The sequence below is a fragment of the Mesorhizobium sp. WSM1386 genome (assembly GCF_055901595.1).
In genome coordinates, this window is record NZ_CM148373.1 from 992,425 (window position 1) to 1,010,743 (window position 18,319).

The 18,319-nt window shown below is 63.7% G+C and carries 20 protein-coding genes; 14 read left to right on the forward strand and 6 right to left on the reverse strand.

The window, feature by feature from the left end; all coding sequences use genetic code 11:
• Positions 1–109: 109 nt before the first annotated feature.
• The 6 genes from AC0NIH_RS04770 to AC0NIH_RS04795 all read right to left on the reverse strand — a co-directional run bounded on the left by AC0NIH_RS04770 (position 110) and on the right by AC0NIH_RS04795 (position 4,702).
• Positions 110–466, reverse strand: coding sequence for a hypothetical protein (locus tag AC0NIH_RS04770; RefSeq protein ID WP_474025160.1), 357 nt, complete (start codon positions 464–466; stop codon positions 110–112).
• A 12-nt stretch (positions 467–478) separates the two neighbouring features.
• Positions 479–1,819 (reverse strand): tRNA (N(6)-L-threonylcarbamoyladenosine(37)-C(2))-methylthiotransferase MtaB, encoded by a 1,341-nt coding sequence (gene mtaB / locus AC0NIH_RS04775; RefSeq protein WP_473460827.1) that lies wholly within the window; start codon positions 1,817–1,819, stop codon positions 479–481.
• Complete coding sequence (gene dapF / locus AC0NIH_RS04780) at positions 1,819–2,703, reverse strand: diaminopimelate epimerase (protein ID WP_473460829.1); 885 nt, start codon at positions 2,701–2,703, stop codon at positions 1,819–1,821. The genes mtaB and dapF overlap by 1 nt, the downstream gene beginning before the upstream one ends.
• A 73-nt stretch (positions 2,704–2,776) precedes the next feature.
• The gene (locus tag AC0NIH_RS04785; protein WP_013892243.1) at positions 2,777–2,938 is read right to left on the reverse strand and encodes a DUF1328 family protein; all 162 of its coding nucleotides are present in this window, start codon (positions 2,936–2,938) and stop codon (positions 2,777–2,779) included.
• A 96-nt stretch (positions 2,939–3,034) separates the two neighbouring features.
• Positions 3,035–3,601: a hypothetical protein gene (locus AC0NIH_RS04790; RefSeq protein WP_023768430.1), complete on the reverse strand. Its 567-nt coding sequence runs from the start codon at positions 3,599–3,601 to the stop codon at positions 3,035–3,037.
• Positions 3,602–3,697: 96 nt separating this feature from the next.
• Positions 3,698–4,702, reverse strand: a complete 1,005-nt coding sequence (locus AC0NIH_RS04795; RefSeq protein ID WP_473460832.1) for an MBL fold metallo-hydrolase — start codon at positions 4,700–4,702, stop codon at positions 3,698–3,700.
• A gap of 278 nt (positions 4,703–4,980) precedes the next feature.
• On the opposite strand from AC0NIH_RS04795, the gene AC0NIH_RS04800 reads away from it, so the two are divergent.
• From AC0NIH_RS04800 to AC0NIH_RS04865, 14 genes are all read left to right on the forward strand, one after another.
• Positions 4,981–5,520 carry a protease inhibitor Inh/omp19 family protein gene (locus tag AC0NIH_RS04800; RefSeq protein WP_013892247.1) on the forward strand — a complete coding sequence of 180 codons (540 nt, stop codon included), beginning with the start codon at positions 4,981–4,983 and terminating at the stop codon, positions 5,518–5,520.
• Between the two features lie 185 nt (positions 5,521–5,705).
• On the forward strand, positions 5,706–6,905 hold the full coding sequence (gene zapE, locus AC0NIH_RS04805) for a cell division protein ZapE (protein ID WP_473460834.1): 1,200 nt from the start codon (positions 5,706–5,708) through the stop codon (positions 6,903–6,905).
• Positions 6,906–7,268: 363 nt separating this feature from the next.
• Positions 7,269–8,237 (forward strand): malate dehydrogenase, encoded by a 969-nt coding sequence (gene mdh / locus AC0NIH_RS04810; RefSeq protein WP_013892250.1) that lies wholly within the window; start codon positions 7,269–7,271, stop codon positions 8,235–8,237.
• A gap of 31 nt (positions 8,238–8,268) precedes the next feature.
• A complete protein-coding gene (gene sucC, locus AC0NIH_RS04815; RefSeq protein ID WP_287272043.1) occupies positions 8,269–9,462 on the forward strand; it encodes an ADP-forming succinate--CoA ligase subunit beta in 1,194 nt (397 codons plus the stop codon).
• A gap of 4 nt (positions 9,463–9,466) precedes the next feature.
• A complete protein-coding gene (locus tag AC0NIH_RS04820; protein WP_287272045.1) occupies positions 9,467–9,838 on the forward strand; it encodes a cupin domain-containing protein in 372 nt (123 codons plus the stop codon).
• Between the two features lie 3 nt (positions 9,839–9,841).
• On the forward strand, positions 9,842–10,339 hold the full coding sequence (locus AC0NIH_RS04825; RefSeq protein ID WP_473460836.1) for a DUF1579 family protein: 498 nt from the start codon (positions 9,842–9,844) through the stop codon (positions 10,337–10,339).
• An 83-nt stretch (positions 10,340–10,422) separates the two neighbouring features.
• The gene (locus AC0NIH_RS04830) at positions 10,423–10,719 is read left to right on the forward strand and encodes a hypothetical protein (RefSeq protein WP_023768439.1); all 297 of its coding nucleotides are present in this window, start codon (positions 10,423–10,425) and stop codon (positions 10,717–10,719) included.
• On the forward strand, positions 10,646–11,062 hold the full coding sequence (locus AC0NIH_RS04835; RefSeq protein WP_473460838.1) for a PIN domain-containing protein: 417 nt from the start codon (positions 10,646–10,648) through the stop codon (positions 11,060–11,062). Before AC0NIH_RS04830 ends, AC0NIH_RS04835 begins: the two co-directional genes overlap by 74 nt.
• Before the next feature lie 26 nt (positions 11,063–11,088).
• Positions 11,089–11,991, forward strand: coding sequence for a succinate--CoA ligase subunit alpha (sucD, locus tag AC0NIH_RS04840; protein ID WP_023768441.1), 903 nt, complete (start codon positions 11,089–11,091; stop codon positions 11,989–11,991).
• 134 nt (positions 11,992–12,125) lie between these two features.
• On the forward strand, positions 12,126–15,113 hold the full coding sequence (locus AC0NIH_RS04845; protein ID WP_473460840.1) for a 2-oxoglutarate dehydrogenase E1 component: 2,988 nt from the start codon (positions 12,126–12,128) through the stop codon (positions 15,111–15,113).
• Between the two features lie 64 nt (positions 15,114–15,177).
• The gene (odhB, locus tag AC0NIH_RS04850; RefSeq protein WP_473460842.1) at positions 15,178–16,455 is read left to right on the forward strand and encodes a 2-oxoglutarate dehydrogenase complex dihydrolipoyllysine-residue succinyltransferase; all 1,278 of its coding nucleotides are present in this window, start codon (positions 15,178–15,180) and stop codon (positions 16,453–16,455) included.
• Positions 16,456–16,465: 10 nt separating this feature from the next.
• A complete protein-coding gene (locus AC0NIH_RS04855; protein WP_473460844.1) occupies positions 16,466–17,047 on the forward strand; it encodes a hypothetical protein in 582 nt (193 codons plus the stop codon).
• Between the two features lie 65 nt (positions 17,048–17,112).
• Complete coding sequence (locus AC0NIH_RS04860; RefSeq protein ID WP_473461159.1) at positions 17,113–17,565, forward strand: hypothetical protein; 453 nt, start codon at positions 17,113–17,115, stop codon at positions 17,563–17,565.
• Entirely contained in the window at positions 17,562–18,317 is a 756-nt protein-coding gene (locus AC0NIH_RS04865) for an SDR family oxidoreductase (RefSeq protein ID WP_473460846.1), read from the forward strand. The genes AC0NIH_RS04860 and AC0NIH_RS04865 overlap by 4 nt, the downstream gene beginning before the upstream one ends.
• Positions 18,318–18,319: the final 2 nt, after the last annotated feature.

Sequence of the window (18,319 nt, forward strand, 5' to 3'; positions counted from 1 at the left end):
GGTCCGGGCAGCGGTTCCGGCTCGGATGGAACCGTCGGCTCGGGCGAGGGCGGGATGATGGGCGCCGGCTCGGGTGCTGGTTCTTCGGGTGCCGGTTGAGGCGCAGGCTTTACCTCCCCCTCGATGGGGGAGGTCCCGAGAGCGCAGCTCGGGGGTGGGGGTGACTAGCGCCAGCGTCGGCGCTGTCACCCCTCCCCGCCACTTCGTGGCGACCCTCCCCATCGAGGGGAGGGTGGGGCGTCGGCGCCAGTTCCGATTCCGGCGCAACTGCCGGCGCAGGCACGCTCTCTGCCTCGGGCAGCGGCTCGTCGCGCTTCAGGAACTCCGGTACGGCCTGTTCGGCCGCCGGCTTCAGCGCGTCCAGCGCATCCCATTTGATCGGCGGGAGGGGCGCGGTCTCGTCGATCCGTTCCTCGACAATTTCTTTCTTGCCGAACGAAAATATCTTCTTGAAAAAACCAGCCATGCTTTGCGTTTCTCAGGCGGCGCAAGCGGCAAGCGGGGCCGCGATCAGCCGGGCGCCATCGTGGCCAGTAATTGTCGCTTCGACGATCTCGCCCGGCGCGCCGGTGCCCAATGCGGCAAGCGTGAAGCCTTCGGTGCGGCCAAGCCCGTCACGCTCGATCAGGATCGACTGGCGCGTGTCGGGAAGTGACGACAGGTGACGCCGATAGGCGGCTTCACCGGCTGCGCGCAGCCGGGCGGCGCGCTGCTTGACCACCTCGCGGCGCAGCTGCGGCATGCGTGCCGCGGGCGTGCCTTCGCGCGGGCTGAACGGAAAGACGTGGAGATGGGTCAGGCCGCACTCCGCGACGATATTGATCGAGTTCTCGAACATGTCGTCGGTCTCGGTCGGGAAGCCGGCGATGATGTCGGCGCCGAAGACGATTGCAGGGCGCAGCTTGCGCACATCCTCGCAGAAGCGGATCGACTGGTCGCGCAGATGGCGGCGCTTCATGCGCTTCAGGATCATGTCGTCGCCCGACTGCAGCGAGAGGTGCAGATGCGGCATTAGCCTGGGCTCGTTGGCGATGGCGTCGAGCAGTTCGTCATCGGCCTCGATGGAATCGATCGACGACAGCCGCAGGCGCTTCACGTCCGGCACCTGCCGGAGGATCGTCTTCACAAGCTTGCCGAGCTTGGGCGCGCCCGGCAGGTCGGCGCCGAAAGACGTCATGTCGACGCCGGTCAGCACGATCTCGGCATAACCATTGCCGGCGAGACGCTTGACCTGCTCGACCACGGCGCCCATCGGCACCGAGCGCGAATTGCCGCGGCCGTAAGGGATGATGCAGAAGGTGCAGCGATGGTCGCAGCCGTTCTGCACCTGGACGAAGGCACGCGCCCGGCCCTCGATGGCGTCGACCATATGGCCGGCGGTCTCGCGCACCGAGAAGATGTCGTTGACCCGGACCTTCTCGGTGTCGTTGACGCCAAAGTCCGGCAGCGCCCGATAGGCGTTTGCCTTCAGCTTCTCCTCATTGCCAAGCACGAGATCGACCTCGTCCATGGCGGCGAATTTTTCAGGCTCGGTTTGCGCGGCGCAGCCGGTGACGATGATGCGCGCCTGCGGGTTGTCGCGGCGCGCCTTGCGGATCGCCTGCCTGGCCTGGCGCACGGCCTCGCCGGTGACGGCGCAGGTGTTGAAGATCACGGCACCGCCGGCCAGCGCGCCGAGACCCGCGGTTTCGGCCTCGCGCCGCATCACCTCGGATTCATAGGTGTTCAGCCGGCAGCCGAAGGTCACTACGTCGATGCGGCTGGGGGCCTCGGAAAGGGAGCCATCGACGTTCGGGCTCTTGGACAGAGCAACCGACATCAGGCCGCGCTTTCGGTGTCGCGGGCCCAGGCGCCGGTCGAGGGATCGAAGCTGCCGGAAAATTCCCATTCGGCGGCACCGGTCAGGATGACATGGTCGTCGTCGCGCCATTCGACATGCAGCGTGCCGCCGCCGGGGGTCAGCAGGCTGACGCTGCGCCCTGTCCGCCTGGTGCGGGCCGCTGCCACCACGGCGGCGCAGGAGGCGGAGCCGCAGGCCTTGGTCAGGCCGGCGCCGCGTTCCCAGGTGCGGATGATCATGCTCTCGGGCGACGTGACCTGCGCGATCGTGATGTTGGCGCGTTCGGGGAAGATCGGGTGGTTTTCGAGCAGCGGGCCGAAACGGTCGAGCTCGTAGGACCAGACGTCGCGGTCGACCCAGAAGATGGCGTGCGGGTTGCCCATCGAGACGGCGGAGGGGGAATGCAGCACCGGCGCGTCGATCGGGCCGATCTGCAATTCGATCATGCGGGTGTCGCGGAATTCTTCGGCCAGCGGAATGTCCTGCCAGCCGAAACGCGGCATACCCATGTCGACCGAGATCGAGCCGTCGGCATGTTCACTGGCGTTGAGGATGCCGGCGACGGTCTCGAAGGTGAAGCTCTTCTGGCCGGTCTCGGCGGCGAGCGCCTGGACGACGCAGCGCATGCCGTTGCCGCAGGCCTGTGCACCGGTGCCGTCGGAATTCAATATGTCGATGAAAAAGGCGGTGCCCGGCGTCCTCGCGTTATGGATCGCCATGATCTGGTCGAAGCCGGTCGCGGCATCGGCGTTGAGCGCGATTGCCGCAGCCGCCGTCACCCGATCGGCGCGACCGCGCATGTCGGCGACGATGATCTCGTTGCCGATGCCGTTCATCTTGGCGAAAGGGGTCGTGCTTGCCATCGCTCCGAAAAGTTCCGTGTCCGTTTGGCGCTATATGGCGGAAACGGGCGGGAATTACCAGTGCGCAGCCGCTTTACGTCACCGCGAAGACCCCAAACAAGATCAGCAGGAAGATGATGAGCACGATACCGATAAGGATGCGCGCGCCAGTGGCTGCGGCCCCGGCCAACGCCGGCATGCCGAGCAGGCTGGCGGCGGCGGCGATGATCAGGAGAATGATGATCCATCTGAGCATGGAAATGCCTCTCGAGCCGACAGATTTTGTAACTGCATGAAAACGCTGCTGTCGTGCTTGGGTTCCGTCGCTCGCGAAGCGATGTCGGTGGCAGACCTAGCCGGCGATCTCGATGTCGGTGCTGAACGGCCCCGTCTTGCTCGAATTCTCGTCGTGCATGAGGAAGTCGCAGCGGTATTTGCCGGGCGGCAAGCCATCGAGGGACAGGTCCAGCTTGAAGAACAGTTCGCGGTTGCGCGAGCGCGAGGCGACCTGGACGCGGCTGATCTTCTCCATCTTGCCGAGTTCCTCGCCGGAGGCTGAAACCACGGTCAGGTCGACCGAAAGCGAGATCTGCTTGTTGCCGAGCCCGTCGGAGCCGTAACCGTAGCCGACCGGCTCCATGTAGAGCACGATCTTCTCGCCGGGCTTGTAGATGTGGTTCGCGCGCTCGGTGTAGATGCCGAAACCCGCCGCCGTGTCGACGTGCTTGACGTTGAGCACGGCGAGCGGCATCGCCTCCCACAGCGCGTCCTCGGCGCCGCGGAACTTTTCCAGCGCGCCGGCGGAATCACCGGACTGGAGCAGCTTTTCCGCTTCGGCGGCACGGTCGCCGATCTCACCGGCAAAGGCCGTCGAGGTGGAGATTGCGGCGGCCATGAGGGCTGCCAGGACTGTTTTCATGAGACGCGACTCCGTTCCTCGAAACATCACGACATCATGGTGGGCGAAAACCGGCGTGAGGTAAACGCCAATCCTGGCAGATGCCAAGGCCTGACCTCAGGGCACGTCCCAGACTTCGCCGGGCCGTAAGGCGCGAAAGCGCTCCGGCGGCAGCTGCTCGGCCGCAAGCGCCTCGGCCAGCCTCCGGACCGGCTCGTCGATCGGCTCATCGGTGAGCTGGAAGGTGCCCCAGTGGCAGCCGGCGGCGAAAGCCGCATTGCACAGTTTCATGCCTTGCACCGCTTCCTCCGGGTTCTGGTGCTGGGGTGCCATGAACCAGCGCGGCTCGTAGGCGCCGATCGGCAGGATGGCGAAGCGGAAGCCGCCATGCTTGTCAGCCATCAGCTGGTAGTTGATGCCATCGTGGAAGCCGGTATCGCCGGCGAAGTAGGTCTTGCCGCCCGGTGTCTCCACAACGAAGCCGGCCCACAGCGCCATGCGCCGGTCGCGGGTGCCGCGTGCCGACCAGTGATGCGCCGGCTCGATATGGATGAAGATGCCATTGCCGATGTCGACCCTGTCGCCCCAGTCATGGGCCGCCAGCCGCATGCCGGGAACCGCATGGCCAATCAGCATGTCATTGCCGAGCGGAGTGATCAGCAGCGGGTCATGGCCGGCTTTCAACTGCCTGAGCGTGGCGAGATCGAGATGGTCGTAATGATTGTGGCTGACCAGCACGAGGTCGATGGGCGGCAAATCGGCAAAGGCGATGCCCGGCGGGTTGACGCGCTTCGGTCCGGCAAAGGAAAACGGCGATGCGCGTTGCGACCAGACCGGATCAGTGAGGATGTTCAGCCCAGCGGTCTGGACCAGCAGCGTGGCGTGGCCGATCATGGTCACCGCGAGGTCGGCACCTTCGACCTTCGCTGCCGGCCTTGCCTGCGGAAAAGGGCTCGGATCGGCCGCGGGCCACTTCGCGCGTTGGCCGTTGAACTGCCATTTGAGCGCGTCGGCGAAACGCCCGGGCGGCTGGCCGCCAGGATTGAAGAAGAGGGTGCCATCGAAATGGTCGCTGGGCGGGCCGCTGTAATAGCGGTTGGCGTTTTTCTTCCTCGCGGCCAACGTCTGCGCTCCAGCGAATTTCGGCCCCTAGACATAGGATCTGCGCCGATTCGTGCAAGCAGCCGTCACGAGAATGACAGGGATGGACGCTTCTCCATTTGTGATCGTCGAGGCCGAACGGCGAAGCTCCGGTCCATGTCATAGCGACAAATTTGCAACAAATCTTGCTGCAAACCCTATTTTAACCATATCGGGTTGAAATTTCGCCACCTTCTCCATCTTGGTGGAGGTGAGATTGCGCGGACGGCATCCCCCAGCCGGATCCGACGGAGGTTGTAATGAATTTTTCGAAAAGCGGTCTGGTGGCCGTATCGTTGGCAGCGCTTTTTGCGGGCGGCTGCTCGACCTCACGCTTCTCGTCGATGGACGACCAGCAGCCGGCGCCGCTGCAGCCGGCCCCGGCTGGCCAGGTGACCTCGAACCAGCTGCCGCCGCCGGCCGCGCCCGGCACCACCGACCCAGCGCAATTCCCGACAGCGCCGGCGAACACGCAGGTCGCGTCCTTGCCGCCGGATGGCACAGCGCCGGCAGGGGCCGCGGACCTCAGCGCGGCCAGCGTCGCCGGCGTGTGGAACGTCAGCGTTGCCGGCCAGAGCTGCAAGGTAGCGACGCCGCAGACCAAGTTCGGCGCCGGCTTCCGCGCCGGGCCGCTGCATTGCCCGGCGCCGATCGACGGCATCAAGTCCTGGAATGTCGCCGGCAAGCAGTTGACGCTCTATGACGAGAATGGCGGTTCGCTGGCGCGGCTCTATTCCTCGGGCGGCTCCAAATTCGACGGTCAGACTTCCAGCGGCCAGGCGATTTCGCTTACAAGGTAGGCTATGTATGCCGATATTCAGGTGATGCCGGCCTGCGAACGGCAGTTTTCTGCGCTTCCGGTGCTCACGTACTTCAAGTACGCTCCGCTCCGGTTCTCGAAAGCCACCATTCTCGGCTCGGCCCGACCTGAATCTCAACACACCTCGTCCCTGAGGATTCTTGCTCTGTACAAACGACGTGACCGATGCATCTGCGTGACGGCCTCCAGACCCATGCGACCGTCAGGCAGCGCTACGACCATCTGGTGGAGACCGGTGCGATCGAACGCGATCCAGCGCAGGAACGCATCGGCGCGGCACTCGACCGGCTGACATCGGAGATCTCGGCAAAACGGCTGGCGCACAAATCGAGTGCGCTGGGCTGGCTGTTTGCCCGCAAGCGCGAGACCAGGGACGTCGTCAAGGGCCTCTATATCCATGGCGGCGTCGGCCGCGGCAAGACCATGCTGATGGACATGTTCTTCGAGCTGCTGCCGGTCCGGCGCAAGCGCCGGGTCCATTTCAACGACTTCATGGCCGACGTGCAGGACCGCATCCAGAAGCACCGGCAGGCGCGCAAGAATGGCGAGGTCAGGGAAGACGACCCGATCCAGCCGGTGGCCAAGGCGCTGGCCGAGCAGGCCTGGGTGCTGTGCTTCGACGAGTTCTCGGTCACCGACATCGCCGACGCGATGATCCTGTCGCGGCTGTTCTCGGCATTGTTCGCCAGCGGCGTGGTGCTGGTCGCCACCTCGAACGTGGCACCGGAGAACCTCTATAGCGACGGGCTGAACCGCCAGCTGTTCCTGCCGTTCATCGCCATACTGGAACGGCACGCCCAGGTGCTGTCGCTCGACAGTGACAAGGACTACCGGCTGGAAAAGCTCGCCCGCACGCCGGTCTATGTCACGCCGGCGGACGCTGCCGCCGACCGGGCGCTCGACGAGGCCTGGCAAACGATGACGCGCGGCACGCCGACGGCCGCGACGTCGCTGACGCTGAAGGGGCGGCAAGTGATCGTGCCGGCCGCCGCCGGCGACGCGGCGCGTTTTTCCTTCGCCGATCTCTGCGAAAAGCCGCTTGGCGCTCGCGATTTCCTGGCCATTGCCGGGCGCTTCTCGACCGTCTTCATCGACCATGTGCCGGTGCTGGGCGAAGGCAAACGCAACGAGGCCAAGCGCTTCATCCTGCTGATCGACACGCTCTACGACCATCACACGCGGCTGGTGGTGAGCGCCGACGCTCCGCCGCAAGAGCTTTATGTGGCCAAGCGCGGCGTAGAGGTGTTCGAATTCGAACGCACGGCCTCACGCCTGATCGAGATGCAGAGCCGGGACTGGCTGGAGGATTGGGCGGAGCGGCGGAAGGCGAAGGCGGCGCCGGAGGCGTCGCAGGCGCAGGCCTAAGGTTCACAAGGTTGAGATCCTTCGCGCCCCCCGCTGTCCCGCCAGCTTCCAAGACTCGAACACATCCTCGGGACCCGCATCACAAGGGCGTCATCGCCGGCTTCAAGCCTTACGATCTCCATCTTCATTGTGTAAATTCCTCCAAGTCGGCTTACAAATCTTGACGTTTACGTAAATCCCAAACCATCTAACCGATTGAAAATGCTCACACCAAAATAATCGTTTGAATTTACCTCGCACCGGGGCTATTGGGTGCGGCGAAATCTCGCGGTTTCCCGCAACATTCCGGCCTCCTTCCTCGGCACCGTCATCAAGTCGTCAAAGACTTGGGCGCAGTCACAGACAAAGGGAAAACATCCTCACATGGCACGCAACAAGATAGCGCTCATCGGCTCGGGCATGATCGGCGGCACGCTCGCCCACATGATCGGCCTCAAGGATCTCGGCGACGTGGTGCTGTTCGATATCGCCGAGGGCATCCCGCAGGGCAAGGGGCTCGATATCGCGCAATCGTCGCCGGTCGATGGTTTCGATTCCCGGCTGACCGGCGTCAACGACTATGCCGGCATCGAGGGCGCCGACGTCTGCATCGTCACCGCCGGCGTGCCGCGCAAGCCGGGCATGAGCCGCGACGACCTGCTTGGCATCAACCTCAAGGTCATGGAACAGGTCGGCGCCGGCCTGAAGAAATACGCGCCGAAGGCCTTCGTCATCTGCATCACCAATCCGCTCGATGCCATGGTGTGGGCGCTGCAGAAGTTCTCCGGCCTGCCCAAGACCCATGTCGTCGGCATGGCCGGCGTGCTCGACAGTTCGCGCTTCCGCTACTTCCTGGCCGAGGAATTCAAGGTCTCGGTCGAGGACGTCACCGCCTTCGTGCTCGGCGGCCACGGCGATTCCATGGTGCCGATGATCCGTTATTCGACGGTATCGGGCATTCCACTGCCCGATCTCATCAAGATGGGCTGGACCTCGAAGGAGAAGCTCGACCAGATCGTGCAGCGCACCCGCGACGGCGGCGCCGAGATCGTGGGCCTGCTCAAGACCGGCTCGGCCTACTACGCCCCGGCCGCCTCGGCGATCTCGATGGCCGAAGCCTATCTCAAGGACAAGAAGCGCGTGCTGCCGTGCGCGGCGCACCTTTCCGGCCAGTATGGCGTCAAGGGCACCTATGTCGGCGTTCCCGTGGTCATCGGCGCAGGCGGTGTCGAGCGCATCATCGAGATCGACCTCAACAAGGCCGAGCAGAAGATGTTCGACGCTTCGGTGGCGACGGTGCAGGGCCTGACCGAGGCCTGCGTCAAGATCGCGCCGCAACTCGCCTCTAAGTGAACCCCCAGTAGCCGATCTGGAGACAATCCATATGAACATCCATGAATATCAGGGCAAGGCGCTGCTGAAGAGCTTTGGCGCGCCGGTGGCCGAAGGGGTGCCGGTGTTCAAGGCCGGAGAGGCGGAAGCAGCGGCACAAGCGCTTCCCGGCCCGCTCTATGTGGTGAAGAGCCAGATCCATGCCGGCGGACGCGGCAAGGGAAAGTTCAAGGAACTTGGCCCTGACGCCAAGGGCGGCGTGCGTTTGGCGAAGTCGGTGGCCGATGTCGTCGCCAACGCCAACGAGATGCTCGGCCACACGCTGGTCACCAAGCAGACCGGGCCTGCCGGCAAGCAGGTCAACCGCCTCTACATCGAGGACGGCGCCGACATCGAGCGCGAGCTGTACTTGTCGATCCTGGTCGACCGTTCGGTTGGCCGCGTTGCCTTCGTCGTCTCGACCGAAGGCGGCATGGACATCGAGGCGGTCGCGCATGATACGCCGGAAAAGATCATCACCGTCGCCATCGATCCGGAAAAGGGTGTGACCGCGGCCGATCTGAAGGCGCTCAACGGCGCGCTCAAACTTGACGGCGACGCTGCCAACGATGGCAACACGCTGTTCCCGATCCTCTACAAGGCGTTCGTCGAGAAGGATATGAGCCTGCTCGAGGTCAACCCGCTGATCGTCATGAAGAACGGCCGGCTGCGCGTGCTCGACGCCAAGGTGTCGTTCGACAACAACGCGCTGTTCCGCCACCCCGACGTGATGGAACTGCGCGACACCACCGAAGAGGACGAGAAGGAAATCGAGGCGTCCAAATACGACCTCGCCTATGTCGCGCTCGACGGCAACATCGGCTGCATGGTCAACGGCGCGGGCCTTGCCATGGCAACGATGGACATCATCAAGCTCTATGGCGCCGAACCGGCCAACTTCCTCGATGTCGGCGGCGGTGCGTCCAAGGAGAAGGTGACGGCGGCGTTCAAGATCATCACCAAGGATCCGGCGGTCAAAGGCATCCTGATCAACATCTTCGGCGGCATCATGAAGTGCGACATCATTGCCGAGGGCGTCATCGCCGCGGTCAAGGAAGTCGGCCTGAAGGTGCCGCTGGTGGTGCGTCTGGAAGGCACCAATGCCGAGCTCGGCAAGAAGATCATCAACGACAGCGGCTTGAACGTGGTGTCGGCGGACGATCTCGACGACGCGGCCAAGAAGATCGTGGCGGCGGTGAAGGGCTGAGCCGGTGCCTCCGCGCAAGATAAACTTGGTCGAGGCGGCGGATCAGAAGATCACCAGGGTCTTCGATCCGCATATCGCCGGCGACGTCAATGACAGCCAGGCTAAGGTCGCCAAGTTCGGTGGGGCCTTCGACTGGCACGCGCATGACCATGAGGACGAAGCCTTCCTGGTGCTGCGCGGCCGTATCGCCATCGATTTCCGCGATGGTCCGGTCGAGCTTGGCGAGGGCGATTTCATCGTCGTGCCGCGTGGCGTCGAGCACCGGCCGCGCGCGCTGACCGCCGAGCCAGTGGTGCTGATGTTCGAGCCGGCGACGACGCTCAACACCGGCAATGCCAAGAGCGATCTTACCGTCACCGACCTGAAGCGGCTCTGAGCCATGAACGCGTCCCCCTTCTCCTCGCTCTCGGCCGATCACCAGCGCCTGCAGGCGCTGGTCGGCGCGTGGCGCGGCGAGGAAGAGGTGTCGGGCACGCAATGGACCGATGCCGGCACGGCAACTTCCGAAGTGCTGGCGGAGGCACAGTTCGGCGGCCTGTTCGTGGTGCAACGCTATCGCCAGCGCCGCGACGGCACGGTTTCGTTCGGCGCGCACAATGTGTTCGGCTTCGACCAGCAAAGCGGCGCGGTGACCATGCACCAGTTCGATTCGATGGGTTTTGTGCCAGCATCGCCGGCCACGGGCACGTGGGACGGCAGTAGGCTGACGCTGCTGCGCTCGTCACCGCGCGGGGCCGCACGCGTGAGCTACGATTTCGATGGCAGCGACAGCTATCGCATGCGGCTGCAATTCCAGCCTGTCGGCAGCGACGGCTGGCAAGACATGGTGAGCGGCCTCTACCGGCGCGTCCCGCCTTCCGTGATAGGGGAAGGCTGAATGATCGAGCTCGTGGGTAAGGCGGTTGAAGAATTACACATAATCACACATATAATGGCTGTGTATTTATGTGGAGATGAACGATGAAGAACGTCACCCTGGCCATGGACGAGGCTCTGCTGGAAAAGGCGCGAGGCCTAGCCGAACGCCGCAAGACGACGCTCAACGCCCTTATTCGTTCACTGCTTGCGCATGAAGTCGAGCAGGAAGACCGGATTGCTTGGGCGCGGGAAGGTATGCGTAGGCTGATGGCCGAAACTCCGCTCGACCTGGGCCCGGCGTACAAATGGAATCGGGACGAGATCTATGCCGAACGAGAAGATAGAATGCTTTCTCGACTCGAACGTCCTGCTGTACGCGGCTTCGGAGAGGACAAGTGATCCTCGCCGACACGATATCGCGCAAAGGCTTGTGCTGGAGACTGTCTTCGGCGTCTCTGGCCAGACCTTGGCCGAGTTCGCAAACGTTGCAAGACGCAAGTCAGTCTCTGCCGACGCAGTGGTCGATCAGTGGCTGGTGTTCCTCGGCACGTTGCCGTTTGTCCCGGTCGACCAGGCCTATGTCATCGCAGGACTTCGTGTCGCGCGCCGCTATCAGCTTAAATACTACGACGCAGCGCTGCTCGCAGCCGCGAAGCGGCTCGGCGCGCCGATTTTCTACACCGAAGACCTCAATCACAACCAGGTTTATGGCTCGGTCCGAGCCGTCAATCCTTTCTTGTAATCGCTGAATTCAGAGGCGCATCACCCATGTCCATTCTCGTCGACAAGAACACCAAGGTGCTGGTGCAGGGCCTGACCGGCAAGACCGGCACGTTCCACACCGAACAGGCGCTGGCCTATCATGGCACCAAGATGGTGGGCGGCATCCATCCCAAGAAGGGCGGCGAGACCTGGACCGGGTCGAAGGGCGAGAACCTGCCGATCTTCGCCACCGTCGCCGAAGGCAAGGCAAAGACCGGCGCCAACGCGTCCGTCGTCTACGTGCCGCCGGCGGGTGCCGCCGAAGCCATCCTGGAAGCGATCGAGGCCGAGATCCCGCTGATCATCTGCATCACCGAAGGCATTCCGGTGATGGACATGATCAAGGTCAAGGCGCGGCTCGACCGCTCGGCCTCGCGGCTGATCGGGCCGAACTGCCCGGGCGTGCTCACCCCCAACGAATGCAAGATCGGCATCATGCCCGGCAACATCTTCCGCAAGGGCTCGGTCGGCGTTGTTTCGCGCTCGGGAACACTTACCTATGAGGCAGTGTTCCAGACCACCAATGTCGGCCTCGGCCAGACCACCGCCGTCGGCATTGGCGGCGACCCCGTCAAGGGCACCGAATTCATCGACGTGCTCGAGATGTTCCTCGCCGACGACGAGACCAAGTCGATCATCATGATCGGCGAGATCGGCGGTTCGGCCGAGGAAGACGCCGCGCAGTTCCTCAAGGACGAAGCCAAGCGTGGCCGCAAGAAGCCGATGGCCGGCTTCATCGCCGGGCGCACGGCGCCGGCCGGCCGCACCATGGGCCACGCGGGCGCGGTCATCTCCGGCGGCAAGGGCGGCGCGGAAGACAAGATCGCGGCGATGGAATCGGCCGGCATCAAGGTATCGCCGTCGCCGGCACGGCTGGGCACGACGCTGGTCGAGGCGATCAAGGGTTAAGGCAGTAAGGGAGTATGGCAGTAGGGGAATAGGAAGAACGGGACGAGCGCGGCTGCTTTCCCTCCTGCCTTACTCCCCTACTGCCCTACTCCCCTCCAAAAACAGGAGACGGAGCCGGGCTCCGCAGACAAAAAATGGCACGACAAGATCAGGCCAACGACCAGTTTTCGCTCACCTCTTTCCTCTATGGCGGCAACGCGGACTATATCGACGCGCTGTACGCCGCCTATGAGGATGATCCCGCCTCGGTCGATCCCGAGTGGCAGGAGTTCTTCGCCGGGCTGAAAGACGATGCCGGCGATGTGCGCAGGAACGCCAAGGGCGCTTCCTGGGCAAAGCCCTCCTGGCCGCTGCAGGCCAATGGCGAACTGGTTTCGGCGCTCGACGGCAATTGGGGCATCGTCGAGAAGACGATCGAAAAGAAGGTCAAGGACAAGGCGGTCACCAACGGCGTGGTCCTGTCCGACGCCGATGTGCACCAGGCGACGCGCGATTCGGTGCGCGCCATCATGATGATCCGCGCCTACCGCATGCGCGGCCATCTGCACGCCAATCTCGACCCGCTCGGTATCGCCAAGCCGCTCGAGGACTACAATGAATTGTCGCCCGAGAATTACGGCTTCACCGAAGCCGACTACGACCGGCCGATCTTCCTCGACAACGTGCTCGGCCTCGAATTCGGCTCTATCCGGCAGATGCTGGAGATCCTGACCCGCACCTATTGCTCGACGCTCGGCGTCGAGTTCATGCACATCTCCGATCCCGAGGAAAAGGCCTGGATCCAGGCGCGTATCGAAGGCGCCGACAAGGAAATCTCCTTCACCGCCACCGGCAAGAAGGCGATCCTTTCGAAGCTTGTCGAGGCGGAAGGCTTCGAGCAGTTCATCGACGTCAAGTACAAGGGCACCAAGCGCTTCGGCCTCGATGGCAGTGAAGCGTTGATTCCGGCGCTTGAACAGATCGTCAAGCGAGGTGGCCAGCTCGGCATGAAGGAGATCGTGCTCGGCATGGCGCATCGCGGCCGGCTGAACGTGCTCAGCCAGGTGATGGCCAAGCCGCACCGCGCCATCTTCCACGAATTCAAGGGCGGCTCGGCCGCGCCCGACGAGGTCGAAGGCTCGGGCGACGTGAAGTACCATCTCGGCGCCTCGTCGGACCGCGAGTTCGACGGCAACAAGGTGCATCTGTCGCTGACCGCCAACCCCTCGCATCTGGAGATCGTCGACCCGGTGGTGATGGGCAAGGCGCGCGCCAAGCAGGACTCTCTGTTCGGTCGCGGCCGCGAGGAGATCGTGCCGCTGGAGGAGCGCGCCAAGGTGCTGCCGCTGCTGCTGCATGGCGACGCCGCCTTCGCCGGCCAGGGCGTGATCGCCGAAATCCTCGGCCTGTCGGGCCTGCGCGGCCACCGCGTCGCCGGCACGCTGCATTTCATCATCAACAACCAGATCGGCTTCACCACCAATCCGCGCTTCTCGCGCTCGTCGCCCTATCCGTCCGACGTCGCCAAGATGATCGAGGCGCCGATCTTCCACGTCAATGGCGACGATCCGGAAGCCGTGGTGCATGCCACCAAGGTGGCGATCGAATTCCGCATGAAATTCCACAAGCCCGTTGTGGTCGACATGTTCTGCTACCGCCGCTTCGGCCACAATGAGGGCGACGAACCGGCTTTCACCCAGCCGATCATGTACCGCAACATCCGCACCCATAAGACGACGGTGCAGATCTATGGCGAACGGCTGATCGCCGAGGGCCATATCAGCCAGGCCGAACTCGACCAGATGAAGGCCGACTGGCGCGCGCACCTGGAATCCGAATGGGAAGTCGGCCAGCACTACAAGCCCAACAAGGCCGACTGGCTCGACGGCGCCTGGTCGGGCCTGCGCACGGCCGACAACCAGGACGAACAAAGGCGCGGCAAGACCGCCGTGCCGGTCAAGACGCTGAAGGAGATCGGCAAGAAGCTGACCGAGGTGCCGAAGGGCTTCGAGGCGCACAAGACGATCATCCGCTTCCTCGAGAACCGTCGCGAGGCGATCGAATCGGGCGAAGGCATCGACTGGTCGACAGCCGAGGCGCTCGCCTTCGGCGCCATCCTGCTCGATGGCAACCCGATCCGCCTCTCGGGGCAGGATTCCGAACGCGGCACCTTCTCGCAGCGCCATTCGGTGCTCTACGACCAGCGCGACGAGACCCGCTACATCCCGCTCAACAATCTGTCGGCGGCGCAGGCGGGCTACGAAGTCATCAACTCGATGCTGTCGGAAGAGGCGGTGCTCGGCTTCGAATATGGCTACAGCCTGGCCGAGCCGAAGGCGCTGACGCTGTGGGAAGCGCAGTTCGGCGACTTCGCCAACGGCGCCCAGGTGGTGTTCGACCAGTTCATCTCCTCCGGCGAGCGCAAGTGGCTCAGAATGTCGGGCCTCGTCTGCCTGTTGCCGCACGGCTATGAAGGCCAGGGCCCGGAGCACTCCTCGGCCCGCCTGGAACGCTTCCTGCAGCTTTGCGCCGAAGACAACATGCAAGTGGCCAACTGCACGACGCCGGCCAACTATTTCCACATCCTGCGCCGGCAGCTGAAGCGGGATTTCCGCAAGCCGCTGATCCTGATGACGCCGAAGTCGCTGCTGCGCCACAAGCGGGCGGTGTCGACGCTGCCGGAAATCTCGGGCGAAAGCTCGTTCCACCGGCTGCTGTGGGACGACGCCCAGCTCTTGCCCAACCAGCCGATCAAGCTCACCAAGGATTCCAAGATCCGCCGCGTCGTGCTGTGCACGGGCAAGGTTTACTACGATCTCTACGAGGAGCGCGAGAAGCGCGGCATCAACGACATCTATCTGCTGCGCGTCGAACAGCTCTATCCATTCCCGGCCAAGGCGCTGATCACCGAATTGTCGCGTTTCCGCAACGCCGAGATGGTGTGGTGCCAGGAGGAGCCCAAGAACATGGGCGCCTGGTCGTTCATCGACCCCTATCTGGAATGGGTGCTGGCACATATCGACGCCAAGCATCAGCGGGTGCGCTACACCGGCCGGCCGGCGTCCGCGTCGCCGGCGACCGGGCTGATGTCCAAGCACCTTGCCCAGCTCGCCGCGTTGCTCGAAGACGCGCTCGGTGAATAGAGAAGATCTGGGCGAATAGAGAAGATCTGGGCGAACAACAGAACCGAAAGAACGGACAGGCACAATGGCTACCGAAATCCGCGTTCCCACTCTCGGCGAATCCGTCACCGAGGCGACCATCGGCAAATGGTTCAAGAAGGTCGGCGATGCCATTGCCGTCGACGAGCCTCTGGTCGAGCTCGAAACCGACAAGGTGACGGTGGAGGTTCCGGCCGCCGCCGCAGGCACGCTGGGTGAGATCACCGCCAAGGAAGGCGAGACGGTCGGCGTCGGCGCGCTGCTGGGCTCGATCGCGGCCGGTGGCGCCGCTGCCCCGGCCACCAAGCCGCAGGCCGTGGCACAGGCCTCGAGCCCCGACGCGGCGCGGACCACCAAGCAGGCCGCGGCCGAAACCGCAAAGGTTGCCGGCGATGCCGGCCCCGTCGAGCCGCGCACCATGCCGCCGGCGCCAGCCGCCGCCAAACTGATCGCCGAGAACAATCTGTCGGTCGACCAGCTTTCCGGCTCGGGCAAGCGCGGCCAGGTGCTGAAGGGCGACGTGCTCGACGCCATCTCCAAGGGTGCGCCGTCGCAGCCGGCCGAGACGCCGAAGGCGGCACCGGCACCGGTTGCCGTACGTGCGCCATCCTCCGGCGACGACGCCTCGCGCGAAGAGCGCGTGCGCATGACCAAATTGCGCCAGACCATCGCGCGCCGGCTCAAGGAAGCACAGTCGACCGCCGCCATGCTGACCACCTTCAACGAGGTCGACATGTCGGCGGTGATGGCGCTGAGGACCAAGTACAAGGACGTGTTCGAGAAGAAGCACGGCGTGAAGCTCGGCTTCATGGGCTTCTTCACCAAGGCGGTCACCCACGCCTTGAAGGAAATCCCCTCGGTCAATGCCGAGATCGACGGCACCGACATCATCTTCAAGAACTATGCCCATATCGGCGTCGCCGTCGGCACCGAAAAGGGCCTCGTCGTGCCGGTGGTGCGCGATGCCGACCAGATGTCGATCGCCGAGATCGAGAAGGATATCGGCCGGCTGGGCATTGCCGCGCGTGACGGCAAGCTGTCGGTCGCCGACATGCAGGGCGGCACGTTCACGATCTCCAATGGCGGGGTCTACGGCTCGCTGATGTCGACGCCGATCCTCAATGCGCCGCAGTCCGGCATTCTCGGCATGCACAAGATCCAGGACCGACCCGTCGTGGTCGGCGGCCAGATCGTGATCCGGCCGATGATGTATCTGGCGCTGAGCTACGATCACCGCATCGTCGACGGCAAGGAAGCCGTGACCTTCCTGGTTCGCGTCAAGGACAGCCTGGAGGATCCGGAACGGCTGGTGCTCGATCTCTGAGTGATCCGGGATGGCCGAGCCCGCCCAGCCGATCGATCTGTTCGAGCTTCTGACGACAGGCCGTGCGGGTCCTCTCGAACTCGGCAAAACCAGCCGTGAGACGGTTCGAGAACTGATCGACGCGGAGGATGTGCGAGCTGACAATCATTTTCGCCACGGGGACACTGAATCCGCTTGGTGCATATACGGCACGAATTGCGAATTCTTCTTCAGCCCCGATTTTCGCTTGCGGTCAATCAGCATCGAACCCGTCTTTGGAAGATTGCAACCGGGTGGAATGATGGCGACTTGGCATGGTCATCTGGATGTCGATGTTGGTCGGCATCCCGTGACTTTTTCAGGCGTCAAACCGATAGCCATTTGTACCTTGCCCAAGGCGTTGCAGTTCCTCAACGAAAGCGAACTCAAATGGGCAATCGGCGGCGGTCGCGAGCGCGACGTTTATATTGAGCTGGCGGAGAGTTCTCGCATCTTGACCCTCAAATACGAGGCGAATGCGATTCCGGTCGACAGAAATGAAAACGTTGCATTCGAGATAGACTATTTTCTTTCGACCGTTTTCATCCTCGATCAAGCTGTTCAAGGTGGATAGCAGTGACGATCCGTTCTCTCTTGTCCGAAAGCCTGTCGACCGCATCGAAAGCGGTCAGCATGGCAATGATCCCGGCTGCCGCCCACGCCGCCTGCCCGCTGGCGCTCGCTGTCTATGGCGATGCAGAGAGCGATGCCGGCATAGATTTCCGGCCGACGACGGATGCGGTCACCGTCACCAACTCCTTCAGGATGGTGCTCGACAAGGGCGTCGTGCTCGACGGCATCGTCATGTGGACCTCAGGTGTTTCGCGGCCGCATGGATCGCTGATGTACAAATGTCCGACCGGCGACGTCACCGGTGACGAGCTTGCCGCCTGTACGGTGTGGCAGGGCGTGGTCTACAGCGCCGACGACAAGGGCAACATTGCGCTGTTGGCGGCGGAAGGCACGGATGCGCCGCGGAGTCTGATCTTCCCCGATCTCGGTCCGTCGCTGCAGATGTCGTCGGCCTTCGGCGCCAATGGTTTCTCGAAACTGCCGTGGGATGTGTTTCTGCTGAAAGGTTGCCAGGAATGAGCGCGGCCAAGAAAGTGCTTCTGGTCACCGGCGGCAGCCGCGGCATCGGCGCGGCCACCTGCCGGCTTGCGGCGAAAGCGGGCTACCGCGTCGGGGTCAACTATGCCTCGAATGAGGCCGCCGCCAAGGCGCTGGTCGCCGAAATAGAGGCGGCGGGCGGCGAAGCGATAGCGGTCAAGGGCGATGTCGGCGTTGAGGTCGACATCGTCGCCATGTTCAAAGCCGTCGATCGCGCCTATGGCCGGCTGGACGCACTCGTCAACAATGCCGGTGTCGTCGACGTCAAGGCGCGTGTCGACGATATGAGCCTGGCGCGGCTGGAGCGCATGATGCGCATCAATGTCATCGGCTCGGTCCTGTGCGCGCGCGAAGCGGTCAGGCGCATGTCGAGCAAGCATGGCGGCCAGGGCGGCGCCATCGTCAACATTTCGTCGGCGGCGTCGATACACGGTTCGCCGGGCGAATACGTTGATTACGCCGCCTCCAAGGCCGCGATCGACACTTTTACGCTTGGGCTGGCGCGCGAAGTCGCGACCGAAGGCGTGCGCGTCAATGCGATACGGCCAGGCATCATCGACACCGAGATCCACGCCTCGGGCGGCCAGCCGGACCGGGTCGAGCGGTTCCGCGACATGCTGCCGATGAAACGGGCCGGCACGGCGGATGAAGTCGCGTATGCCGTTCTCTATCTCTTGTCCGACGCCGCGTCCTATACGACGGGCGCGATCCTGAATGTCAGCGGCGGCCGTTGAGC